This is a genomic window from uncultured Comamonas sp., assembly GCF_964277875.1.
Taxonomy (GTDB): Bacteria; Pseudomonadota; Gammaproteobacteria; order Burkholderiales; family Burkholderiaceae_C; genus Comamonas; species Comamonas sediminis.
On the sequence record NZ_CAXYJV010000001.1, the window covers coordinates 203867 to 226867 of the forward strand.

The 23001-nt window shown below is 65.8% G+C and carries 16 protein-coding genes and 1 other RNA gene; 7 read left to right on the forward strand and 10 right to left on the reverse strand.

Features of this window, described 5'->3' with window-relative positions; all coding sequences use genetic code 11:
* Nucleotides 1-2 precede the first annotated feature (2 nt).
* The gene (locus ACHWUQ_RS00940; protein WP_394680069.1) at nucleotides 3-1379 is read right to left on the reverse strand and encodes an aspartate aminotransferase family protein; all 1377 of its coding nucleotides are present in this window, start codon (nucleotides 1377-1379) and stop codon (nucleotides 3-5) included.
* Nucleotides 1380-1591: 212 nt separating this feature from the next.
* On the opposite strand from ACHWUQ_RS00940, the gene pssA reads away from it, so the two are divergent.
* The gene (pssA, locus tag ACHWUQ_RS00945) at nucleotides 1592-2215 is read left to right on the forward strand and encodes a CDP-diacylglycerol--serine O-phosphatidyltransferase (protein WP_394680070.1); all 624 of its coding nucleotides are present in this window, start codon (nucleotides 1592-1594) and stop codon (nucleotides 2213-2215) included.
* A gap of 28 nt (nucleotides 2216-2243) precedes the next feature.
* Here pssA and ACHWUQ_RS00950 read toward each other — a convergent pair whose 3' ends face one another.
* A complete protein-coding gene (locus tag ACHWUQ_RS00950; protein ID WP_394680071.1) occupies nucleotides 2244-3941 on the reverse strand; it encodes an MBL fold metallo-hydrolase in 1698 nt (565 codons plus the stop codon).
* Between the two features lie 166 nt (nucleotides 3942-4107).
* Between ACHWUQ_RS00950 and dapF the strand changes: the two genes are divergently transcribed.
* The 3 genes from dapF to ACHWUQ_RS00965 all read left to right on the forward strand — a co-directional run bounded on the left by dapF (nucleotide 4108) and on the right by ACHWUQ_RS00965 (nucleotide 6672).
* The gene (gene dapF, locus ACHWUQ_RS00955) at nucleotides 4108-4980 is read left to right on the forward strand and encodes a diaminopimelate epimerase (protein WP_312529239.1); all 873 of its coding nucleotides are present in this window, start codon (nucleotides 4108-4110) and stop codon (nucleotides 4978-4980) included.
* A 65-nt stretch (nucleotides 4981-5045) separates the two neighbouring features.
* On the forward strand, nucleotides 5046-5738 hold the full coding sequence (locus ACHWUQ_RS00960; protein WP_312417456.1) for a DUF484 family protein: 693 nt from the start codon (nucleotides 5046-5048) through the stop codon (nucleotides 5736-5738).
* Nucleotides 5739-5742: 4 nt separating this feature from the next.
* Nucleotides 5743-6672 (forward strand): tyrosine recombinase XerC, encoded by a 930-nt coding sequence (locus ACHWUQ_RS00965; protein ID WP_312417457.1) that lies wholly within the window; start codon nucleotides 5743-5745, stop codon nucleotides 6670-6672.
* A 53-nt stretch (nucleotides 6673-6725) separates the two neighbouring features.
* Here ACHWUQ_RS00965 and rnpB read toward each other — a convergent pair.
* Both rnpB and ACHWUQ_RS00975 read right to left on the reverse strand, forming a co-directional pair.
* Nucleotides 6726-7065, reverse strand: an RNA gene (rnpB, locus tag ACHWUQ_RS00970) — RNase P RNA component class A.
* 91 nt (nucleotides 7066-7156) lie between these two features.
* Nucleotides 7157-7954 (reverse strand): helix-turn-helix domain-containing protein, encoded by a 798-nt coding sequence (locus ACHWUQ_RS00975; protein ID WP_239810652.1) that lies wholly within the window; start codon nucleotides 7952-7954, stop codon nucleotides 7157-7159.
* A 127-nt stretch (nucleotides 7955-8081) separates the two neighbouring features.
* Between ACHWUQ_RS00975 and ACHWUQ_RS00980 the strand changes: the two genes are divergently transcribed.
* Nucleotides 8082-8984: a DMT family transporter gene (locus tag ACHWUQ_RS00980; protein WP_239810651.1), complete on the forward strand. Its 903-nt coding sequence runs from the start codon at nucleotides 8082-8084 to the stop codon at nucleotides 8982-8984.
* 33 nt (nucleotides 8985-9017) lie between these two features.
* Here ACHWUQ_RS00980 and ACHWUQ_RS00985 read toward each other — a convergent pair whose 3' ends face one another.
* Nucleotides 9018-9188 carry a hypothetical protein gene (locus tag ACHWUQ_RS00985; protein ID WP_239810650.1) on the reverse strand — a complete coding sequence of 57 codons (171 nt, stop codon included), beginning with the start codon at nucleotides 9186-9188 and terminating at the stop codon, nucleotides 9018-9020.
* A 200-nt stretch (nucleotides 9189-9388) separates the two neighbouring features.
* Here ACHWUQ_RS00985 and cysK point away from each other — a divergent pair, with 200 nt between their 5' ends.
* Both cysK and putP read left to right on the forward strand, forming a co-directional pair.
* On the forward strand, nucleotides 9389-10306 hold the full coding sequence (gene cysK, locus ACHWUQ_RS00990) for a cysteine synthase A (protein ID WP_239810649.1): 918 nt from the start codon (nucleotides 9389-9391) through the stop codon (nucleotides 10304-10306).
* A 281-nt stretch (nucleotides 10307-10587) separates the two neighbouring features.
* Nucleotides 10588-12087 carry a sodium/proline symporter PutP gene (gene putP / locus ACHWUQ_RS00995; RefSeq protein ID WP_394680072.1) on the forward strand — a complete coding sequence of 500 codons (1500 nt, stop codon included), beginning with the start codon at nucleotides 10588-10590 and terminating at the stop codon, nucleotides 12085-12087.
* Between the two features lie 64 nt (nucleotides 12088-12151).
* Here the strand turns inward: putP and ACHWUQ_RS01000 are convergent, their stop codons facing one another.
* The 5 genes from ACHWUQ_RS01000 to uvrA all read right to left on the reverse strand — a co-directional run bounded on the left by ACHWUQ_RS01000 (nucleotide 12152) and on the right by uvrA (nucleotide 22871).
* Nucleotides 12152-13705 carry a tripartite tricarboxylate transporter permease gene (locus ACHWUQ_RS01000; RefSeq protein ID WP_394680073.1) on the reverse strand — a complete coding sequence of 518 codons (1554 nt, stop codon included), beginning with the start codon at nucleotides 13703-13705 and terminating at the stop codon, nucleotides 12152-12154.
* A 3-nt stretch (nucleotides 13706-13708) separates the two neighbouring features.
* Nucleotides 13709-14191, reverse strand: coding sequence for a tripartite tricarboxylate transporter TctB family protein (locus tag ACHWUQ_RS01005; protein WP_373450542.1), 483 nt, complete (start codon nucleotides 14189-14191; stop codon nucleotides 13709-13711).
* Nucleotides 14192-14389: 198 nt separating this feature from the next.
* A complete protein-coding gene (locus ACHWUQ_RS01010) occupies nucleotides 14390-15925 on the reverse strand; it encodes a sensor histidine kinase (protein ID WP_394680074.1) in 1536 nt (511 codons plus the stop codon).
* A gap of 5 nt (nucleotides 15926-15930) precedes the next feature.
* Entirely contained in the window at nucleotides 15931-16629 is a 699-nt protein-coding gene (locus ACHWUQ_RS01015; protein WP_239810644.1) for a response regulator, read from the reverse strand.
* A 281-nt stretch (nucleotides 16630-16910) separates the two neighbouring features.
* Nucleotides 16911-22871, reverse strand: a complete 5961-nt coding sequence (uvrA, locus tag ACHWUQ_RS01020; protein ID WP_394680075.1) for an excinuclease ABC subunit UvrA — start codon at nucleotides 22869-22871, stop codon at nucleotides 16911-16913.
* Between the last annotated feature and the right edge of the window lie 130 nt (nucleotides 22872-23001).

Sequence of the window (23001 nt, forward strand, 5' to 3'; positions counted from 1 at the left end):
GTTCAGGACGCCTTGGCCAGGGTGATCAGCTGGTCGAGCAGCACCAGCGCTTCATCGATCTCGCTGCGGCTGATCATCAGCGACGGCGCGAAGGTGATCACGTTCTTGTAGTAGCCGCCCACGTCGAGCACCAGACCCCGTTTTTGGCCCTGGTAGGTGAGCTTGCCTTCCAGGCCCAGGTCGACCATCTTGTCCAGCAGCGCCTTGTTGGGGGTAAAGCCATCGGCCGTGCAGATCTCGGCGCGCAGCGCCAGGCCCATGCCATCGACATCGCCGATTTCTGGATGGCGCTTTTGCAGCTGTTGCAGACCATCGAGGAAATAGGCACCCGACTCGCGCACCTGGCGGCCAAAGTCCATCTCGTGGGTCATCTTCATCACTTCCAGGCCCAGCGCCGTGCCCAGCGGGTTGGAGGCAAAGGTCGAGTGGGTTGAGCCTGGCGGGAACACCGTGGGGTTGATCAGCTCCTCACGGGCCCACAGACCGGACAGCGCGTTCAGGCCATTGGTCAGCGCCTTGGCGAACACCAGCACATCGGGCTTGACGCCGAAGTTCTCCACCGACCACAGGGTGCCGGTGCGCCAGAAGCCCATCTGGATTTCGTCGACCACCATCAGCACGCCATGGTCGTCGAGCACCTTCTTCAGGCCTTTGAAGAAATTGGGCGGTGGCACCACATAGCCGCCCGTGCCCTGGATCGGCTCGATGTAGAAGGCCGCATACTCGCACTGCTGGGTCTTGGGGTCCCAGACGGCGTGGTACTCGTTCTCGAACTTGCGCGCAAACTCCTGCACGATGGAATCCGCATACTCTTCCGCAGTCATGCCCTTGGGGCGGCGGAAAGGATACGGGAAGGGAATGAACTGCGCGCGGTCACTGAAATGGCCGAAGCGGCGGCGGTAGCGGTAGCTGGAGGTGATGCTCGAGGCACCCAGGGTACGGCCGTGGTAGCCGCCTTCAAACGCGAACATCAGGCTTTTGCCATGGGTGGCATTGCGCACCACCTTGAGCGAGTCTTCAATCGCCTGGGCGCCGCCCACGTTGAAGTGCACGCGGCCTGGCATGCCCCATTTCTTCTCGGCATCCTGCGCAATGAACTTGGCCAGCTCGATCTTCGTCGGGTGCAGGTACTGGCTGGCCACTTGGGGCAGCTCGCGCAGCTGCTCGATCATCTTGTCTTCCAGGCGCTTGTTCTTGTAGCCGAAGTTCACGGCCGAATACCACATCTGCAGATCCAGGTAAGGCGTGCCTTCCTGGTCAACCATGTAGCTGCCCTCGCAGCCGCTGAAGATCTTGGGGGGATTGACGTAGTGAACGGTGTCGCCAAAAGAGCAGTATTGGGCTTCATCAGCCAGCAGTTGTTCGGTATTGAAAGTCACGGCGGAGGGCTCCAGTTTTGTGTGCCGCCAGTCTGGCCCTGCAATGTTGTGGCTCCGCCTACATTGTTTGTAGGATTGATGGAGATCTTGCCCGCTTGATGGAGCATGGCGGCTGCCTGGTTTGGCGCTGGCCCATACAGGGTGTACCATGGTCGGCAACCAGGGCGCCCCCAGAGGCGGCCCGTGCATTTGAGCCGCAGACACCATCTTCCATGAATAGTCCACACAAACGCTTTTCGATGATTCGCGAGTTCCACCTCGCAGACTGGTTCACCCTGGGCAATGCCGTCTGCGGCGTAGGCGCACTGTTCTCGGCGATGACCTTTCTGGAAACCTCGGACCGCCGGCATATCTACTTTGCCGCCGCCCTGGTGCTGGCCGCGCTGATCTTCGATATCTTTGATGGCCGCATTGCACGCTGGCGGCAAAAATCATCGGCGATGGGCCGCGAGCTCGATTCGCTGGCCGATGTGATCTCCTTCGGTGTGGCACCTGCCATCATTGCCTATGCCTGCGGCATGCAAGGCATGTGGGACCGCATCGTGCTGGGCTACTTTGTGGCCTGCGGCGTCTCGCGCCTGGCGCGCTACAACGTCACCGCAGAGTCCCTGTCGGACGGTCCCTCGGGCAAGGTGAAGTACTTTGAAGGCACCCCCATCCCCACGTCGATCGTGCTGGTCGCGCTGCTGGCACTGGCCGCCGCCATGAATGCGGTGCGGGCCGATCTGTGGTTCGGCAAGGTGCTGATCGGCGGCTTCACCCTGCACCCGCTGGTGCTGCTGTTTGCCGTGTCGGGCTCGTTGATGATCAGCCGCATCAAGATCCCCAAGCTTTAAGAGCCTGGGCCTCGCGCCCACGTCCCGATCACATCCCGCGAATATGCTCGACGTGGGCCAGCAGTGACCGCTTGGCCACCGGCCACAGCCGCTCGGGCGTGTCGGCATAGGCGATCGCCACCCAGTCCTCCGGCGTGCCACCGGGCGCTTGCGCCATGGCCTGGCGCACCTTCTCTTCGCGCGCCATGCGGTGTGCCTGCAGCTTGGCAATCACCTGCAGCGGCTGGGCCAGCACATAGCCATGGGCTGGCAGGATGAAGCCGATCTCCCCCTGTTCACATACCTGGGCCAGCTTGGCCAGCGAGGCCAGGTACAGGCGCATATTGCCATCCGGCGGGTCCACCACGGTGGTGCTGCCGTTCAATATATGGTCGCCGCTGAACAGCAGGCCGTCCTCTTCCAGCACCAGACAGACATGGTTGGCCGCATGGCCGGGCGTGTGCACCACGCGCAGGCTGTGGCTGCCTGCGGGATCGCCCGGGTGCGCCAATCGCAGCACCTGGCCGTCCTGAAGTTCCTGGTCGGGCGTGAACTGGCTGCCCGCGCGCGCCGTGCAGGCAGACGACAGGCCCCAGATCAGCGGCTTGCTGCGGCCTGCCTGCGCAACCAGCGCCTGCAGCGGCGCTGCACCGGGTGAATGGTCGGCGTGCGAATGGGTGCAGACGATGGCGCGGATATCGCCACCGGTGGCGGCCATGATGCGGCTGAGGTGCGGGTCGTCCTGCGGCTGCGGCCTGGGGCCGGGGTCGATGACGATATAGCCTGTCTCGGCGTCACCGACCAGGTAGGTGTTGGTGCCGGGGCCGGTCATCGTGCCGCCGTTGTCGGCCGTCAGGCGCTGCACGTTCTTCAGCAGCGGCACCGGCTGTGCGCTCTGCCAGCCCAGCGCATGGTGCAGCTGGCCATCGGGGCAGACCAGGGCCAGCTCGCCATAGGCGGTCTCATGCTCCATGAATCGGCGCACCTCGCCGTTCACCACCGCGCCCCGCGGCATCGACTGCCAGAGCCATTGGCCGGGCTGCACCTGCTGCAGCGCCTGCAGCACATCGAGCAGCGCCTGCACCGTGGGGTAGGCGGCCAGGCGCTCCAGCGTCACCCGGGTGGGGAACATCACCGTCATTTGCCCGTCGGCCGCGCGCTGCAAGGCCTGTGCCGGGTGCACCCACAGCGGCTCGAACTGTTCGGTGTCATCGGTCACCGCTTCCTGCCCCTGCGGCATGCGCGCCACCAAAAAAGGCACGTCAAAGCGGATCGGTATTTCCTGCGCCGCCGTCCAGCGTGCCAACGGCCACAACACATCGGCGGCCAAGGTCAAGCCCAGCGCCGCGCACTGCGGCAGCAGAGGCTGGCTGCGGTCAATGCTGGCCACCTCGGCCTGGCTGGCCCAGCGGCCATCGGCGTGGCGGGCCAGCAGCACGCCCATCTCCTCCATGCTCTCGCGGATGGCGGCCTGGGCGTAGGTCAGCTCCTCGGTGGTTTGCGCCGTGCGGCGCGCCAACAGGTCGTGGTGCTGGGCATCGCTGGCATCCACAGCCCCTCCGGGGAAAACATAGTGCCCGGCGGCAAAGCGCGCCTGGTCGGAGCGGCGCGACATCAGCACCTCCAGCCGGGTGGCGCCGGGCCCCGCATCAGGATCGGGCGCATCGCGCAAGAACAGGGCCGTGGCGGCTGCGCGGGCCGGCGCGGGCTCGCGTTGCACATGGAGGAGCTGGCTGGTACGGGTCATGGGCCCATTATCAACACTTGCATGGCTGGCCCGTGTCACGCGCAGGGCCGGCAAGGACGGCATTGCCCCAGACTGTCCGCATCTGCAACCTCGGGGCGCGGTGCGGGTAATGAGGCCCTCTGTCCCGCAGTGCAGCCGGCCGGGCCCAAAAAGCGATAATACGCAGATGGACATCCGTTTTACCAAGATGCAGGGCGCGGGCAATGATTTTGTCGTGCTCGACGAGACCGCCGGCCCGCTGGGTTTGCGTGCCGACCAGTACCGCTTTCTGGCCGACCGCCATTTTGGCGTTGGTGCCGACCAGATCCTGACGGTGCGGCCCTCGCCCGCCCCTGGGATCGATTTTGAATACATCATCCACAACGCCGATGGCGGCGAGGTGGAGCAATGTGGCAACGGCGCGCGCTGTTTTGCACGTTTTGTCTACGACAAGGGCCTGACCGACAAGCGCGCGATCCGGGTTCAGACCCAAAAAGGCGTGATCGCCCCCGAGCTGATGGCGGACGGCCGCGTCACCGTCAACATGGGCCAGCCCCGCCTGGTGCCCGAAGACGTGCCCTTCAACACCAGCGGCCTCACGCCGGTGGCCCAGCACCACACCCAGAAATGGCCGCTGGCGCTGCAAGTGCCGGCCGATCCCACCACCGTGTTCGTCGTACCGGTGTCCATGGGCAACCCGCATGCGGTGATGCTGGTCGACGATGTGGACACTGCGCCGGTCGCCTCCCAGGGCCCCGTGCTGGAGTCCCATCCCCGTTTTCCCGAACGCGTGAATGTCGGATTTCTGCAGGTGCAGACGGCGCACCAGGTGCGGCTGCGGGTGTTTGAGCGCGGCACCGGCGAGACCCTGGCCTGCGGTACCGGCGCCTGCGCGGCGGTGGTGGCCGGCATCGAGCTGGGCCTGCTGCAAAGCCCGGTGGATGTGCAGACCCGGGGCGGCCTGCTGACCATCGCCTGGAGCGGCCAGGCCGCCGACCCGGTGATGATGACCGGCCCGGCCACGACCGTGTTCGAAGGTGAGATCCGCATTCCGGACTAGGCACGGCGCTGCACCTTGCGGCTACCGATTGAGGAGACGGCGAGCAGCCGATACGAGAGAGACCGATGAGCGCAAACAACAACCAGGTTCCCCCCATTACCGAAGAAGACATCGCCGAGTTCCTGGTGCAGACACCGGATTTCTTCGAGCGCCAGGCCCAGGTGCTGACCGGCGTGCACATGGTCAGCCCCTATGGCAACCGCACCGTCAGCCTGCAGGAGCGCCAGGCCGAGATGCTGCGCGACAAGATCAAGGGCCTGGAGCACCGCATCATGGACATGATGCGCAACGGCAGCCAGAACCACCACACGATTGACCGCATCCACCACTGGACCTGCGATGTCGTCAAGACCCGCAACCCGCTGCAGCTGCCCGAGGTGATTGCCGACAGCCTGATGCAGCACTTCGAGGTGCCCCAGGTCGCACTGCGGCTCTGGGATGTGGCCGAAACCTACCTGAACGAGCCCTTCGCCCAGGGCGTGAGCGCCGATGCGCGCAGCTTTGCGAGCTCGCTGTCCACCCCCTACTGCGGCCCCAATGTCGGCGTCGAGCCGGCCGGCTGGCTGCCCGACAGCGCGCAGGTGCAGTCGGTGGTGCTGCTGCCGCTGCGCGACGGCGCCATCCTGGGTGACACCCCCGCCTGGGGCCTGCTGGTGCTGGGCTCTCCCGATCCGGCCCGCTTCCAGGCCGACATGGACACCGATCTGCTCGAGCGCATGGGCGAGATTGCCGCCAGCGTGCTCTGCCGCCTGCGCTAGGCCCATGGACAGCGCCGCGCTCAGCGCCCCCATGCTCCAGTACCTGGAGCATGTGCGCGTGCAAAAGCGGCTGGCGCCGCGCACACACACGCTCTACACGCTGGATTTGCAGCGCCTGTCGGCCATGGCCGCCGAGGCCCACACCGAGGTCCTGCAACTGGGGCCCCAGCATATCCGCCGCTTTGTCGCGCAGATGCATGCCGCAGGCCGCAGCGGCCGTGGCATTGCGCTGATCCTGAGCGGCTGGCGCGGCTTTTTCAACTGGGCTGGCCGCGAAGGCCTGGTCGAGCGCAACCCCGTGCAGGATGTGCGCGCCCCTAAATCTCCGAAGCCCTTGCCCAAGGCCTTGTCCGTCGACGATGCGGTGCGCTTTTCCGAAGCCAGCCATGCGCAGGGCGACCCCTGGGTGCAGACCCGCGACAGTGCCATGGTCGAGCTGATGTATGGCAGCGGACTGCGCGTGGGCGAGCTCGTGGGCCTGGATACCGCTGCCAGCGTGCAGGCGCTGGGCTGGATCGATATGGAGGCAGCCGAGGCCCATGTGCTGGGCAAGGGCAGCAAGCGCCGTGTGGTGCCCGTGGGCAAGGCGGCGCTGGTGGCGCTGCAGGCCTGGCTGGCCGTGCGTGACCAGGTCGCGCCCTGCGATGCGGCCTTGTTCATCGGTGTGCGCGGCGCCCGCCTGTCGGCCGCCAGCGTCTGGCAGCGCCTGCGCGAGCGCAGCCTGGTCGCCGGCATGACCACGCCGGTGCACCCGCACATGCTGCGCCATTCCTTTGCCAGCCATGTGCTGCAGTCCAGCCAGGATTTGCGCGCGGTGCAGGAGCTGCTGGGACACGCCAGCATTACCACCACCCAGGTCTACACCCGGCTCGATTTTCAGCACCTGGCCCAGGTCTACGACCAGGCCCATCCGCGCGCCCGCAAAAAGGACTGAGCGGAAAGCAAAACGGCCACCGAAGGGCATCGGTGGCCGCTGTGCGCGATCAGGTGTGAAGTCTGCCGATAAGCCGGATTCTGTGCACCCGGGTTGCCCCAGGCGTGACCGCCATTACTCTGGGCCGGGTGTCACCACCACGGCTCGACGCTACCTACCCGCCAACTCTGCGGAACCACATCAACGCTGGCCTACTTGGTATTGCTGCGCGTAGAGATTGCCCGTTTCACCCCGGGTGGTTTACCTTGCGGTACGCCCCCCGGACTCGTCTCTGTTGCTCTGATCCTCACCTCACGGTGGGCAGCCGTTAGCTGCTACGCTGTCCTGTGCAGTCCGGACGTTCCTCCAGTGCGGCCTTTCGGCACTAGCACCAGCGGCGGTCTGGCAGGCTTCACAGGCGTGATTATTCCACCGAATGGCAGCCGCCCGCGCCAGCCGGGCAAAAACTGCAGGCCGCTGCCAGGATAAACGGCCAACCGCCGCCCTATTCGGCCACCGCGTTGCCGAACTCGCGCCGGAACTGCTCGGGCGGCATGCCCGCAGCGCGCTGGAACATCGCGATAAAGGCCGAGGCCGTGCTGTAGCCCAGGTCAAAGGCGATCTCCTGCACCGTCCGGCCCTGGCCCAGCGCATCCACCGCGCAGAGGTGGCGCAGGCGCTGGCGCCATTCGGCCAGGCCCATGCCCAGCTCCTGGTGGCAGTGGCGCGCCAAGGTGCGCTCGGTCATATGCACCGAAGCCGCCCAATCGGCCATCGTGCGGCGGCTGCCAGGCTCGGCCTTGAGGGCATCGAGCACGGCCACCAGCGCCTTGGACTGGGCCGATGGCAGAAAGCTGTGCTCGGGCGGCGCCAGCCGCAGCTGGTCCACCATGACCTCGGCCAGGCGCAGGTCCTCGGCCGTTGATGGCCGGCGTATGTCGCGCTGTGCCAGATCGGCGAGGATGCTGCGCGCAATGGCGCTGATGCGGATGATGCAGGCCTGCTCGGGAAGGCCTGTGCACAGCGCCGGCTGCACATAAAACGAGCGGTAGACGGCCGCCTGCGGCACATAGCAGTTGTGCTCCACCGCCGGCGGAATCCAGATGCCGTACTGCGGCGGTGCCACCAGGCTCCGCCCCTGGGTGACGATGGTCATCGTGCCATGCGATGTGTAGTTCAGGTGGCCGGGCCGGTGGCTGTGCGCATCGGCAAAACTGCCGGCGGCAAACTCGTCATAGCGCACCAGATAGGGCGCCGTCTCGGCATCCACGTCGTAAATTTTCAGTGCCTGGCCTGTCGCCATCGCGGCCTCCTTGCCTGCCGCACCGCGCAATATGTCTGGCTTGGTGCTTTAAATGTCTGATTTCAGCTATAGGCTTTAAACCCGCCACGGCGATGATAGCAGCCAGATGTTTTTGAATGCTTGAGATATGCAATACCTGTATCCGCTGCTGGCGGTCTTGATCTGGTCGGGCAACACCGTTGTCAGCAAACAGGCCGCTGGCGCCATTGCGCCGATTGAAATCGGCTTTCTGCGCTGGGTGCTGGCGGTGCTGCTGGTCACCCCCGTGCTGCTGCCGGCAGTCTGGCGCAACCGCGAGGCCATCCGGGGCCATGCCGGCCAGATCCTGGTGCTGGGCGTACTCGGCATGGTGGTCTACCAAAGCTGCGCGTACTTTGCCGCCGCCTACACCACCGCCACGCACATGGGCATCATCCTGACCTTGTCGCCCTTGGTGGTGCTGGGCATCTGCGTGGGCCTGCTCGGCCAGGTGCTGACGGCCGGTGGCGCCCTCGGCTCGGTGCTGGCCTTTGCCGGTGTGGTGCTGGTGATCAGCGAAGGCCACCCCGGGTCCTTGCTGGACCAGGGCATCAACCGGGGCGATCTGCTGATGCTGCTGGCCTGCCTGGCCTATGCGGCCTACAACATTCTGCTCAAGCGCTGGGCCATGCCGCGCGTGCCCAGCTGGCAGTTGCTCTACCTGCAGATGGTGGTGGCCATGGTCGCGCAGCTGCCGTTCTACCTGGCCTCGCCCAAGGTCGGCCTCCATGCCGACAACTGGTACCTGGTTGCCTATGCCGGCACGATGGCGTCCATCGTGGCCACCTGGATGTGGATGACGGCCGTCGCCAAGCTCGGGCCCAGCCGCTCGATCATGTTCTTCAACCTGACCCCGTTGCTGACCGCGCTGATCGCCTCGGCCTGGGCCAAGGAGCAGTTGCACAGCTACCTGTGGATCGGCGGCGCGATGACCATCCTGGGTGTGCTGCTGGCCGAGCTGTGGAAGACGCCGCTGCGCCGCGCCAAACCGCGCGCCAGCACAGCGGCCTGACGCCAGGGAACCTGGTGGCGAACCAGGGCCTGCTCAGCCCATCGCCAGCAGGTCGTAGATGATCCTGGCCATCAGCGCCAGCAGGCCACAGACCGATACCAGCATCAGCCAGGGCGCCCAGCCTTTGTCGCGCCAGGAAAAACCCAGCAACAGGCTGACGCAGCAGATGGCCAGTAAGACCAGGGTGGTGTTGAAACTCAGCAAACCGCCTCCTTGCGCAGCAGTAACATGCACAGGCATCTTCGCCCCAGAGGCCGGAGGCGGTATTGATGCCCGTCAAGGAATGCGGCCGGCGACGCTAAGAACATCCTAGGCATATTGATATTCCAGATGGAATGATCAACTGCGTCACAATGGTTCGGCAATTTCCACCCCCTTGTTCATCCTGATCTGCTGGAGGCACCATGAAAGTTGAGAATATTCTGCACACCATCGGCAATACGCCGGTGGTCCGTATCAACCGTTTGTTCGGCGCTGGCGCCCAGGTCTGGATCAAGTCCGAACGCAGCAATCCGGGCGGCTCCATCAAGGACCGCATCGCGCTGGCGATGATCGAAGATGCCGAGAAGTCCGGCGCGCTCAAGCCCGGCGGCACCATCATCGAGCCCACCAGCGGCAACACCGGCGTGGGCCTGGCGCTGGTCGCCGCGGTCAAGGGCTACAAGCTGATCCTGGTGATGCCCGAGAGCATGTCCATCGAGCGCCGCCGCCTGATGCTGGCCTATGGCGCCAGCTTTGACCTGACCCCCAAGGAAAAGGGCATGAAGGGCGCCATCGCCCGCGCCGAGGAACTGGCCGCGCAGACCCCTGGCTCCTGGATCCCGCAGCAGTTCGAGAACCCCGCCAACACCGCCGTGCATGAGCGCACCACCGCGCAGGAAGTGCTGGCCGATTTCCCCGATGGCCTGGATGTGCTGATCACCGGCGTCGGTACCGGCGGCCACCTCTCGGGCGTGGCCCATGTGCTCAAGGCCAAGTTCCCCCAGCTCAAGGTCTATGCGGTCGAGCCCACCGCCTCGCCCGTCATCTCTGGCGGCCAGCCTGCTCCGCACCCGATCCAGGGCATTGGCGCCGGCTTTATCCCGCGCAACCTCGACACCAGCGTACTCGACGGCGTGATCCAGGTCGATGCCGAGCCCGCCCGTGAATACGCACGCCGCGCGGCGCGCGAAGAAGGCCTGCTGGTCGGCATCTCGTCGGGCGCCACCCTGGCTGCCATCGCGCAGAAACTGCCCGATCTGCCGCCCAACGCCAAGGTGCTGGGCTTCGCCTATGACACCGGCGAACGCTACCTGTCGGTGGACGGCTTCCTGCCGGCCTGATCCCCACGGCGCCTGCTTCGCCGTCAGCCCCTGGCCTGCCAGCCAGGGGCTTTTTCTTACCTATCGTCACATCAAAATAGATAACCCGGCTTAATTTCACCGGGCAACCGTGCCATATTGCAGGCCGGGCGCGTTGACCAGCCCAGGCCAGTGGCGACTTCCTTTGACGGCCTCCGTCTGGGGAGCATTCCAAGCCCATGGCACCGGCGGACCCGGCTTTTCGCCAAGAAACGCGCTCGCTCTTCAAACCCGAAATACCACAACACCATGGAGGCTCAGTGATGCAATTTTCCTGGAACGATCCCACGGCGATCATGTTCGCCATCTACCTGGTGGCCATGCTCGCCATCGGCTGGCTCGGTTACCTGGGCACCAAGAACCTGTCCGACTACATCCTCGGCGGCCGCAGCCTGGGCAGTTTTGTCACGGCGCTGTCGGCGGGCGCGTCCGACATGAGTGGCTGGCTGCTGATGGGCCTGCCCGGTGCCATCTATGCCACCGGGCTGTCCGAGTCCTGGATCGCCGTCGGCCTGATTTTCGGCGCCTACCTCAACTGGTTTTTTGTGGCGGGGCGCCTGCGCCTCTATACCGAGCGCGCCGGCAATGCATTGACCTTGCCGGACTACCTGGCCAACCGTTTCGAGGACCGCAGCAATGTGCTGCGCATCGTCACCGCGCTGGTGATCCTGGTGTTCTTCACCCTGTACTGCGCCTCCGGTGTCGTGGCAGGCGCGCGCCTGTTCGAGAACATGTTCGGCATGCCCTACACCACCGCGCTGTGGGTGGGTGCTGCCTGCACCATCGCCTATGTGCTGATTGGCGGCTTTCTGGCGGTGAGCTGGACCGACACCATCCAGGCCTCGCTGATGATCACCGCGCTGCTGCTGGCACCGGTGATCGCCTGGCTGGCGGTGCAGGGCCAGCTGCAACCGGGGCAGGATCTGCATGCCATCGTCAGCGCCGAGAAGTTCGACCTGCTGCGCGGTGCCAGTGTTGCGGGCATCGTATCGCTGCTGGCCTGGGGCCTGGGCTACTTTGGCCAGCCGCATATCCTCGTGCGTTTCATGGCCGCCTCGTCGGTGCAGACCATTCCGGCGGCGCGCCGCATCAGCATGACCTGGATGGTGCTGTGCCTGGGCGGTGCGGTGGCCGTGGGCTTCATCGGCATTCCGTACTTCGCGGCCCACCCTGAAGGTGCAGCCGCCGTGAACGCCAATGCCGAGACCGTGTTCATGGAGATCACCAAGCAGCTGTTCAACCCCTGGATTGCGGGTGCGCTGCTGGCCGCCATTCTGGCTGCCGTGATGAGCACCCTGTCCTGCCAGTTGCTGGTCTGCTCCAGCGCGCTGACCGAAGACATCTACCGCGTGTTCCTGCGCAAGCAGGCCAGCCAGAGCGAGCTGGTCTGGGTGGGCCGCGCGATGGTGCTGCTCGTGGCGCTGATTGCCATTGCCATCGCCAGCAATCCCGAAGCCAAGGTGCTGGGCATGGTGAGCTATGCCTGGGCGGGGTTTGGTGCGGCCTTTGGTCCGGTCATCATCCTGTCGCTGTTCTGGGGCCGCATGACGCGAGGCGGCGCACTGGCCGGCATCATCGTTGGCGCTGTCACCGTGCTGGTCTGGAAGCAGCTTGGCTGGCTGGGTCTGTACGAGATCATCCCGGGCTTTGCGTTTGCATGGATCGCCGCCGTAGCCGTGAGCCGCATGGGGCCGCCACCGTCGGCCACGATGCAGCAGGCCCATGCCGATGTGGAGCGCGAATTCTCCCAGCTGCAGCGCTGATTTCCGCCAGCGTAAAAATGCAAAAACCGCTCCTGAGAGCGGTTTTGGCAGGGGCAGCAGAGGCTTACTTGGCCGCTACGACGCCCGCCCCAGAGGTCTCTTGCGCGATGGCCTGCGCCACCTTGCCCACGCTGGAGCGCTTGCGCCAGGCCGACCAGGTCACGGCAGCCAGCAGGAACAGGCTGATGCAGACAAAGGTCGCGCTGATGGGGCGCTGCATGAAGACCATCATGTCACCACGGGACAGCAGCAGCGCGCGGCGGAAGTTCTCTTCCATCATCGGGCCGAGCACAAAGCCCAGCATGATCGGCGCGACCGAGAAGTCCAGCACCATCAAAATGGCGCCGATGATGCCGAAGGCCAGCACCTCCCAGATATGGAACAGGCTGTTCTGCGTGGTGAATACCCCGACCGCAATGAAGAACATTGCTGACGGGAACAGGTACTTGTAGGGTACCGCCAGCATCTTGACCCAGACACCGATCAGCGGCACGTTCAGAATCATCAGGATCACATTCCCAATCCAGAAGCTGGCAATCAGGCCCCAGAAAATGTCCGGATGCTCGGTGATCAGCTGCGGGCCGGGCTGGATGCCCTGGATCAGCAGCGCGCCCAGCAGCAGCGCCATCACGGCGTCGCCAGGGATGCCCAGACTCATCGTCGGGATGAAGTCCACCTGGGTCTTCGAGTGCGCCGAGGCCTCGGGGGCTGCGACGCCAGCGATCATGCCGGTACCAAAACGGCTCGGGTCCTTGGCCACCTTTTGCTCCAGCGCGTAGGCAATGAAGGTGGTGATCGTCGGACCGGTGCCGGGCATGGCGCCAAACAGCGTGCCCACCGTGGTGCCGCGCACCATCGGCCAGAACGCCTCCTTGAGCTCGGCCATCGAGGGCCGCATGTCACGGATGCGCATCTTGGTGTTGCTGGTGATCGCCTTCATCTTGTTGACGTTGAGCAGGAAGTCGGCAATACCGAACAAGCCCATCGCCACGGCCACCATCTCCAGGCCATCGCTCAAATCAGGCAGGTCGAACGCGAAGCGGAAGGTGCCGCTGTTCACGTCGGTACCGACCACGCCGCAGAGCAGGCCGAACAAGGTCATCGCCACACCCTTGAGCGGCGAGCCGCGCGACATCGTCGAGCCCGCGAGCAGGCCCAGCAGCATGATGGAGAACAGCTCGGCGGGGCCGAACTTGAACGCGATCGTGGTCAGCAGCGGCGAGGCGAAGATCATCACGATGATGCCGACCGACGCGGCAAAGAACGAGCAGATCATCGTGATGCCGAGCGCGGTTCCGCCCTTGCCCTTCTTGGTCATCGGGTAGCCGTCCAGGCAGGTCACGGCATGGGGCGGGTGCGATGGCAGGTTCAGCAAGATCGCGCCAATGGCGCCACCGTACTGCGAACCATAGAAGATACCGGCCAGCATCAGGATGGCAGGCACCGGATGCATGGTGTAGGTCAGTGGCAGCAGAATCGAGATCGCCGACAGCGCGCCCATGCCCGGCAACACGCCGATCAGGTTGCCCACCAGCACGCCGAAGAACGACCACATCAGGTTATGGCCCTGGAAGGCGATGCCAAAGCCGTACCAAAGGTCTTGCAGTGCTTGTCCCATGGCTTACATCCCCCACCTGACCAGCGGCATCTGCACCTGCAGCGCCCACCAGAAAATCAACACGGCGACGATCATCATCGACATGGCCAGCACAAAGCAGGCCATCACGCTGTTGCTGCGGTCACCCAGGGCGCAGATGAACACGATGGCAAAGGTCGCCGGCAGCAGGCCCAGGTATTCGCCACAGAAGTAGAAGGCAATGGTGCCCAGAATGATGCAGGCAGCGCCCCGGAAATCCGGAATCTCGTGCTTGTGTCCGACCAGTGCCGCATCGTCACCGGGGCCTTTTTTCTTGGCGTTCAGCGCGATCAGCACGCCCGTCAGCGCCAGCAGAACGCCGACCGCAAATGGGAAGTAGCCCGGACCCATGTGGGCCAGCGAGCCGATGTTGTAGCCTTGTGCCGCATAGGCAGCGCTGCCACCGATCAGGACCATCAGCGCGCCGCCGTAGTAATCCTTGTTGTAGCTCTTGCCGCCGGTGCTCATGGCCGCTCCTTGGCGGGCGCCTGGCGCCCCTGCACACCCGCAAGGGTGGACCTGTGTTGACCCATATTCGTCTCCTTTTCTTACAACTTGCGCGGAAAGTCTAGAAAACGAAGCTGCCAAACAGCTGCCAAACGCCAGGCAGCGCCTCAAAATACGTAAATCTACTTAGCGAAAACAGTCCCGCAAAGGACAGTGCGCTCAGGCCGGATCGGGAGCCAGCGGCAGGCGCACCAGCGCGGTGAGCCCCCGGCCAGCCGCGCCATCGCTGGCATCGCCATCTTGCAGCAGCAAGTCGCCATGGAAGCGCTGCACATAGGCCCGGGCGATGGCCAGTCCCAGGCCCGATCCTCCCGGCGCCAACGCCGCATCGGCCTGCAAGCGGCTGAAGCGCGCAAAGGCGCGCTCGCGGTCCTCGGGCGCAATGCCGGGGCCGTTGTCCTGCACACGGATCTCCACCCAGGCACCCTCGCGCTGCACCGACACATTGATGCGGCCACCGGCAGGTGTGTAGGCAATCGCGTTGTGCACCAGGTTGGCCAGCAGCTCATAGACAGCGGTGGCCGCTGCCTGCACCGGTGCAGCCATCGCCGCGCCCGGGTCGGTCTCGCCTTCGGCATCGCCTTCAAAATCCTGGCCGCGCACATCGGTCCATCCCAGGTCCTGCTGCTTGTCGAGCGCCAGTGGCAGGTAGGCCAGCACCACCTCGCGCGCGACCGCATTGGCGTCGCAGACCGCGCCGTCCAGCGCCTGGGGAGATGCCGGCTGGCTGGCATGGGCCAGCGCCAGCAACTGTTCGGACACGCGGCGGCCCCGCTGCAGCTGCTGCAGCATGCTGCGCAACGTGGCCTGCACGGCGTCGGGGTCCGTCTCACGCAGCGCATAGCCGGCCTGCGTGCTCAGAATGGCCAGCGGCGTGCGCAGCTGGTGCGAGGCATCGGCCAGAAACTGGCGCTGCTGGGCCAGTGCATCGCGCTGCTGCGCCAGGTGCAGGTTCATCGCATCGACAAGGGGCCGCACCTCGCCGGGCACGGCCTCGGTGGCCAGCGGCTGCAGGTCATCGCTGCGGCGCTGCTGCACGGCCCGGCGCAGCGCCTGGAGCGGCCGCAGGCCCCAGGCCACACCCAGCCACACCACCAGCACCAGGACGAGCAAGGTGCGGCCATCGCGCAGCAGGCTGTCCCACATCAGGCTGCGCACCGTGCGCTCGATGCCGGCGCTGGTCTGTGCGGTCTGGATCAGCACGCGCCACTCCTGGCCCGACTGGTCGTGCAGTACCCGCAGCAGCGCCAGCACCCGCACCGGCTGGTGGTCCACCTCGGCGGCATACGACACCCGCGTGCCATCGTCGGCAGCGCGAAAGGGGCGGCTGGGGTCGGCTGGGTCATGCGCGGGCTCGGGGAACTCGGCGGCACCCAGCAGCAGGCGCTGCTGCGTGCCGTCGGGCGTCTGCAGCTGCACGCGCAAGAACTTGCGCCGGCTGCTGAGCACCTCGAACATCGAGATGATGTGCAGCGGCTCGTCCAGGCTCAGCTGGCCGTCGTTGTCCCAGCGCAGGTTGTCCGACAGCGCCTGGGCGGGCTCCAGCAGGCTCTGGTCATAGGCCCGCTCCAGCTCGCGCGCCAGGCTGACGCTGTCGCGCCAGCTGTCGAGCACCAGCAGGCCCATCAGCACGGGCACCAGCACCCACAGCAGGCGCAGACGCAGGCCGTTGGAGGAGCGCAGGCGCGGGCGCATCGGATTCAGGAAGAAAGTGTGCTGCCCGGGCCCTTGGGCACCAGGGTTTCGAGCATATAGCCCAGGCCGCGCACCGTCACGATATGCACGTCACCGCCCGCCAGCTTGCGCCGCACCCGGTGCAGCACCTGCTCGATGGCATCGGGGCTCACGCTGCTGTCCTGCGGGAAGACCTTGGCTGTCAACTTGGACTTGCCCACCGGCGCGCCAGTGCGCGCCATCAGCGCTTCGAGTGCCGCATGCTCGCGCGGGGTCAGCGCCAGCATCTGCTCGGCCAGCCAGAAGGTGCGGTGGTTGCTGTCATAGCGCAGCGAGCCGCATTGCTGCATCGCCTGGGCCCGCCCCTGGCTGCGCCGGTGCAGCGCGGCCAGGCGCGCCTCCAGCTCGGCCACTTCAAATGGCTTGGTCAGGTAGTCATCGGCGCCCCGGTGCAGGCCTTCGACCCGGTCCTGCACCGCTCCTTGCGCGGTCAGCACCAGCACCGGCTCACGGTGGCCCTGCGCTCGCATCGCCGACAGCCAGTCAAAGCCATGCTGGTCGGGCAGCTGCAGATCGAGCACCACCACGTCAAAGCGGCCATCGGGCAGCAGGCGCGTGGCCATCGCAGCCTGTGAGGCATGCACGGCTTCGATATTCGATTGCTTGAGGGCGCGCACCAGCCAGGCGGCCATCTCCTGCTCGTCTTCAATCAGCAATATGCGCATCGTTGTCGCCCGCCCGTAGACCCACAAAGAGCGCGATCATACGCCCAAGTGGCCGCTGCACGGGCACGCCATGCCCAGCGCTACTCCTGGATGGGTGACGGAATGCCAGGCGTGGGCACCGGTGGGGGTTGCACCGGGGCGGGGTCTTTCACAGGCGGGGCTTCCGGGTGCCGGGGGTCTATATGCATTCTGGGCTCCTTGCAGGTCAATGCTGCGATTGTGCCCAGGCCCGGCAGGGCGCGCTGTCAGCAAACGCCCTGCCCTGGCAGCCCGGCACCGGCTCAGCGCGCCAGCACAGGCGCCAGCGCCTTGCCGGTATGCGTGCCCGCCTGCACCAGGTCTTCAGGCGTGCCAGCGGCCACAATGCGGCCACCGGCATTGCCGCCTTCCGGTCCGAGGTCGATCACCCAGTCGGCTTCGGCAATCACGTCCAGGTCATGCTCGATCACCACGACGCTGTGGCCGGCATCGACCAGGCGGTGCAGCACATGGATCAGCTTGTCCACGTCGGCCATGTGCAGGCCAACGGTGGGCTCATCGAGCACATACAAGGTGTGGGGTGCCTTGTTGCCACGGCGCGTGATGTCATCGCGCACCTTGGTCAGCTCGGTCACCAGCTTGATGCGCTGCGCCTCGCCGCCCGACAAGGTGGGCGAAGGCTGGCCCAGGGTCAGGTAGCCCAGGCCCACATCCTGCAGCAGCTGCAACGGATGGGCGATGCTCGGCATGCTGGCGAAAAAGGCCACGGCCTCATCCACCTCCATCTGCAGCACCTCGCCAATGCTCTTGCCACGCCAGGTCACCGCCAGGGTTTCGGCATTGAAGCGGGCACCATGGCAGACCTCGCAAGGCACTTTCACGTCGGGCAGAAAGCTCATCTCGATGGTCCGCATGCCCTGGCCCTCGCACGCAGGGCAGCGCCCTTCGCCGGTGTTGAAGGAGAAGCGCCCGGCCGCATAGCCGCGGGCCTTGGCCTCCAGGGTCTCGGCAAACAGCTTGCGGATCGTGTCCCAGAACCCGATATAGGTGGCAGGGCAGGAGCGCGGCGTCTTGCCAATCGGTGTCTGGTCCACTTCCAGCACCCGGTCGATGCCTTCAAAGCCCTGCAGGCCCTTGCAGCCCGTCAGCGCCGGGGCCTTGCCGGCATCCATGTCGTCACGCCCGGCCTTGGTCGCGCGCTGGGCGACCCAGGCCGCGACATTGGTCAGCAGCACATCGCGCGCCAGGGTCGATTTGCCCGAGCCAGACACCCCCGTCACCGCGACCAGGCGCTTGAGCGGCACGCGTGCGTCCACGTTCTGCAGGTTGTGCAGGTTGGCACCCAGCACCGTCAGCCAGTGCAACGGCGCCATCGCATCAGCCCGGGCCGGTGCGGCCAGCGCGGCATTGGCTTCGGCGCTGTCGGCCGCCAGGGCGGCAGCCACATCGGCGGCGATCTGCTTCTTGGTGCGCTTCTTGGCGACCGGCTTGGCCTCCTCGGCGGGCACAGCCACCGCATCGGCCACACAATGCACCAGGCGGCGCGGCTGGAACGGATGGCGCATCGCATGCAGCAGGTAGCGGCCGGTCTGCGAATCGGCCGCGTCCATCACATCCTGGGTTGTGCCCTGGGCCACCAGGCGGCCACCGCGCTTGCCGGCGCTGGGGCCGATGTCGATCACATGGTCGGCACGTCGGATCGTGTCTTCGTCATGCTCCACCACCACCAGCGTATTGCCCTTGGCGCCCAGCTTGTGCAGCGCATTGAGCAGGATGTGGTTGTCGCGTGCATGCAGGCCAATGGTGGGCTCGTCGAGCACATAGCAGACGCCTTGCAGATTGCTGCCCAGCTGCGCGGCCAGGCGAATGCGCTGCGCCTCGCCGCCCGACAAGGTCGGCGCGCCCCGGTCCAGGGTCAGATAACCCAGGCCCACTTCTTCCAGAAAGGCCAGGCGGCTGTGGATCTCGGGCACCAGGTCGCGGGCAATATCGCTTTCGCGGCCCGACAGTGCCAGCCCCTCGATCCAGAGCCGCACATCGGTGACCGACAGGCGCGCGATCGACGAGATCGACTGGCCATAGAACAGCACCGCCCGCGCGGTGGCATTGAGACGCGTGCCCTGGCAGGTCGGGCAAGTGGTTTCGCCCACGTCCTCGGCCTCGGGTTCTTCAAAACTCTGCTCGCGGCCCCGGTTGTCCTGGCTCATCACCGAGTCGTCATAGACCTTGCGCTGGTCCTTGGTGAGCTTGACGCCGGTGCCCACGCAATCGGGGCACCAGCCATGCTTGCTGTTGTACGAGAACAGGCGCGGGTCCAGCTCGGCATAGCTGGTCGCACACACGGGGCAGGCGCGCTTGGTGGAGAACACCTGCAGCCGGCCAATGGCTGCCGTGTCGCTGCCGGCCAGCATCGCCGCCTCCAGCGTGTCGATGGCCGACAGCACATGCAGCACGCCCTTGCCCAGCTCCAGCGCCGTGGCCAGCTTGTCGCGCAGCAGGGCCTCGTTCTCGGGTCTGATCTCGATGCTGGCCACCGGCAGCTCGACCGTGTGCTCTTTGAAGCGGTCCAGGCGCGGAAAGCCGGTGGTCGGCAGGAACTGGCCATCGACGCGCAGATGCGTATAGCCACGGGGCCGCGCCCAGTCCGCCAGCTCGGTGTAGACGCCCTTGCGGGCGACGACCAGCGGCGCCATCAGGCCAATCAGCTGGCCCCGGTACTGCGTCATCAGCTGCGCGGTAATGCTCTCGGGCGTTTGCGGTTGCACCGCCGCACCATCCTTGGTGCAGTGCTGCACACCCAGCTTCACATACAGCAGGCGCAGAAAATGCCAGACCTCGGTCGTGGTGCCCACCGTCGATTTGCGGCCACCGCGCGAGAGGCGCTGCTCGATCGCCACCGTCGGCGGAATGCCGTAGACCGCATCGACCTCGGGCCGGCCGGCCGGCTGCACGATCGAGCGCGCATAGGCGTTCAGCGATTCCAGGTAGCGGCGCTGGCCCTCGTTGAACAGAATGTCAAACGCCAGCGTCGACTTGCCCGAGCCTGACACCCCGGTGACCACGTTGAACTTGCCGCGCGGAATGTCCACGCTCAGGTTCTTCAGGTTGTGTTCCTTGGCATTGATGATCTGGATGCTGTCGCTGGGCGCCACGGCTGCGGTAGCCGGCGCACTGCGCTCCAGCGCATAGCCGGCGCGCGGCTCGCGCACCTCATGGGGCTGGCCGTCGGTACGCCCGCCCAGCATCGCCACTTCGTAATCGCGCAGCGCCTGCGCGGTGTAGGAGCGGCCGGACTTGCGCACCTCTTCGGGCGTGCCCTCTTCCACCACCTTGCCGCCGTCTTCGCCGGCATCGGGCCCCAGGTCGATCAGCCAGTCACTGGCACGGATCACATCGAGGTTGTGCTCGATGACGATCAACGAATGGCCGGCCTCCAGCAGCTTGCGCAGCGCGCGCATCAGCTTGGCAATGTCCTCGAAATGCAGGCCGGTGGTGGGCTCGTCGAACAGGAACAGGCTGCCTTTGCGCGCCAGGGTCTGCTTGGATTTGGAGGCGCTCTTGGCGGCCTCGGCCAGGAAACCGGCCAGCTTCAGGCGCTGGGCCTCGCCGCCCGACAACGTGGGCACCGGCTGGCCGAGCTTCACATATTCCAGCCCCACATCGACGATGGGCTGCAGCGCACGGATCACCTCGCGGTCCTTGGCGAACAAGGTCGCCGCTTCGCTGACGGTCAGCTCCAGCACATCGGCCACATTCATCAAGCGGCCGTCGCGCTCGATGCGCACCTCCAGAATCTCGGCGCGGTAGCGCTTGCCATCGCAATCGGGGCAGCGCAGGTAGACGTCCGAGAGGAACTGCATCTCCACATGCTCAAAGCCCGAACCGCCACAGGTGGGGCAGCGGCCATCGCCGCTGTTGAAGCTGAACTTGCCGGCGGTGTATCCGCGCTGCAGCGACAGCGGCGCCGTCGCAAACAGCTCGCGGATGGCATCCCAGGCGCCCACATAGCTGACCGGGTTGGAACGCGCGGTCTTGCCAATCGGCGATTGGTCGACAAAGACGACATCGGACAGGTGGTCGGCCCCCAGCAGGCGCTGGTGGGCGCCTGCCAGCTCGGTCGGCTTGCCAAAATGGCGCATCAGGGCCGGCGCCAGCACATCCTGGATCAGGGTGGATTTGCCCGAGCCCGACACGCCAGTCACCACCACCATGCGCTGCAGCGGGAAATCCACCGACACGTTCTGCAGGTTGTGCTCGGTCGCGCCTTCCAGAATCAGGCGTGGCGTGCTCTCGGTGACCATGCGCTTGGCGCCCATGCCCACCTGCTTGCGGCCGCCCAGGTAGGCGCCGGTCAGGGTGTCGGCATGGCGCAGCTCGGCCGTGGTGCCGTCGAACACGATCTGGCCGCCCTTCTCGCCCGGGCCGGGGCCCATGTCGATCATGCGGTCAGCGGCGAACATCACCGCCGGGTCGTGTTCGACCACCACCAAGGTGTTGCCGGCGTCGCGCAGCCGCTTCATCGCGACGGTGATGCGCTCCATGTCGCGCGGGTGCAGGCCGATCGAGGGCTCGTCGAGCACGAACAAGGTGTTGACGAGGGAGGTGCCCAGCGCCGTGGTCAGGTTGATGCGCTGCACCTCGCCGCCGCTCAAGGTGCGGCTCTGGCGGTCCAGGGTCAGGTAGCCGATGCCGACATCGCAGAGGTATTGCAGGCGGTTGCTGATCTCTTCATGCAAGAGCCGCAGCGCCTGTGCGTCGCCATCGTTGCTGCGGCGGATGTCCATGCTGGCAAAGAACTGGCGCAGCCGCACGATCGGCAGCAGCATCAGGTCATGCAGGCTCAGGCCTGGCAGGGCTTCGAGCTGCTCGCGGCTCCAGGCCACCCCGCGCGGCATGAAGCGCTGCGCAGGCGGCAGGGCCGCATCGGCAGCGGCCTTGGAGCCCACGCGCCACAGCAGGCTCTCAGTCTTGAGACGTGCACCGCCACAGACCGGGCAAGGCGTGTAGCTGCGGTACTTGGACAGCAAGACGCGGATATGCATCTTGTAGGACTTGGTTTCCAGGTACTCGAAGTACCGGCGGATGCCATACCACTGGCGGCTCCAGTTGCCATCCTTGTAGCCCTCTTCGCCGTTGATGACCCAGTCCTTCTGCGCCTCGGTCAGCTTGGCCCAGGCGGTATCGCGGGGAATGCCCTGCGCCTCGGCATGGCGCATCAGATCGTCCTGGATCTCTTTCCAGGCCGGCGTCTGGATCGGCTTGATCACACCGGTGCGCAAGGTCAGCTTGTCGTTGGGGATCACCAGGCCCCAGTCCACACCGATGACCCGGCCAAAGCCCCGGCAGGCATCGCAGGCCCCAACGGCCGAGTTGAACGAGAACATCGACGGCGTCGGCTCGCGGTAGCGCAGACCGCTTTCCGGGCAGTGCAGGCCAGACGAAAACTTCCACAGCGCGGGCTCGGCGGTGTTGCCGTCGGCATCCGCCTCGGCGATGGCATACACCGTCATATGGCCGCTGCCGCGCTTCAAAGCCACCTCGATGGCTTCAATCACACGCGCCTTCTCGGCCTTGCTGAGGCGGAAACGGTCGGCCACCACATCGAGCAGCTTGACCCGCTGGGGCGCCTCCGACGCGGCCTGCTTGCCGGCCTTGGGCTTTTTCTTGCTGCTGTCCACGGCAGCGGCGTGGCGCACGGCATCGACCTCACGCTCGGCCTGCACCTTGGTAAAGCCGCTGGCCGACAACCATTGCTCGAGCTGCTCGGCGCTGGTGTTGGCCGGCAACTCGACGGGGAAGGTCACGACGATGCGCGGATCGTCCGCCTGGGTGCGCTGCAGCAGCTGCTCGTAAATGCTCTCGGGCGTGTCGTGTTGCACCGGCAACGCGGTCTGCTGGTCAAACAGGTGGCCGGCGCGTGCCACCAGCAGCTTCAGGTGGTCGTTGAGCTCGGTCATCGTGCCCACCGTCGATCGCGAGCTGCGCACCGGGTTGGTCTGGTCAATCGCGATGGCGGGCGGCACCCCCTCGACCTTGTCGACCGCAGGCTTGTCCATGCGGTCGAGAAACTGGCGCGCATAGGCGCTGAAGGTCTCGACATAGCGGCGCTGCCCTTCGGCATACAGCGTGTCGAACACCAGGCTGGACTTGCCCGAGCCGCTGGGCCCGGTCACCACCGTCAACTCCCCCGTGCGGATATCCAGATCCAGATTCTTGAGGTTGTGCTGACGCGCACCACGGATGCGAATGTTTTCCTGAGACATACCGATGAGCTATCCAGTAATTCGTTGGCGCAGTCCAGCAACCGGATGAGCAAGGCCCCGGCTCAGTAGCAGGGAAGCCCGGACTTGGAAGGCTGACACGACTGCGTGGGGGCAAAATGATCGTGAACAA

What these genes read in the sequence shown, in the direction of transcription:
- ACHWUQ_RS01005 (WP_373450542.1), bottom strand. Translation starts at nt 14,191, where the DNA reads ATGAGCACCGGCGGCAAGAGCTACAACAAGGATTACTACGGCGGCGCG.
- ACHWUQ_RS00965 (WP_312417457.1), top strand. Translation starts at nt 5,743, where the DNA reads ATGGACAGCGCCGCGCTCAGCGCCCCCATGCTCCAGTACCTGGAGCAT.
- uvrA (WP_394680075.1), bottom strand. Translation starts at nt 22,871, where the DNA reads ATGTCTCAGGAAAACATTCGCATCCGTGGTGCGCGTCAGCACAACCTC.
- ACHWUQ_RS01000 (WP_394680073.1), bottom strand. Translation starts at nt 13,705, where the DNA reads ATGGGACAAGCACTGCAAGACCTTTGGTACGGCTTTGGCATCGCCTTC.
- dapF (WP_312529239.1), top strand. Translation starts at nt 4,108, where the DNA reads ATGGACATCCGTTTTACCAAGATGCAGGGCGCGGGCAATGATTTTGTC.
- ACHWUQ_RS00975 (WP_239810652.1), bottom strand. Translation starts at nt 7,954, where the DNA reads ATGGCGACAGGCCAGGCACTGAAAATTTACGACGTGGATGCCGAGACG.
- ACHWUQ_RS01015 (WP_239810644.1), bottom strand. Translation starts at nt 16,629, where the DNA reads ATGCGCATATTGCTGATTGAAGACGAGCAGGAGATGGCCGCCTGGCTG.
- pssA (WP_394680070.1), top strand. Translation starts at nt 1,592, where the DNA reads ATGAATAGTCCACACAAACGCTTTTCGATGATTCGCGAGTTCCACCTC.
- ACHWUQ_RS00960 (WP_312417456.1), top strand. Translation starts at nt 5,046, where the DNA reads ATGAGCGCAAACAACAACCAGGTTCCCCCCATTACCGAAGAAGACATC.
- cysK (WP_239810649.1), top strand. Translation starts at nt 9,389, where the DNA reads ATGAAAGTTGAGAATATTCTGCACACCATCGGCAATACGCCGGTGGTC.
- ACHWUQ_RS00950 (WP_394680071.1), bottom strand. Translation starts at nt 3,941, where the DNA reads ATGACCCGTACCAGCCAGCTCCTCCATGTGCAACGCGAGCCCGCGCCG.
- ACHWUQ_RS00980 (WP_239810651.1), top strand. Translation starts at nt 8,082, where the DNA reads ATGCAATACCTGTATCCGCTGCTGGCGGTCTTGATCTGGTCGGGCAAC.
- putP (WP_394680072.1), top strand. Translation starts at nt 10,588, where the DNA reads ATGCAATTTTCCTGGAACGATCCCACGGCGATCATGTTCGCCATCTAC.
- ACHWUQ_RS01010 (WP_394680074.1), bottom strand. Translation starts at nt 15,925, where the DNA reads ATGCGCCCGCGCCTGCGCTCCTCCAACGGCCTGCGTCTGCGCCTGCTG.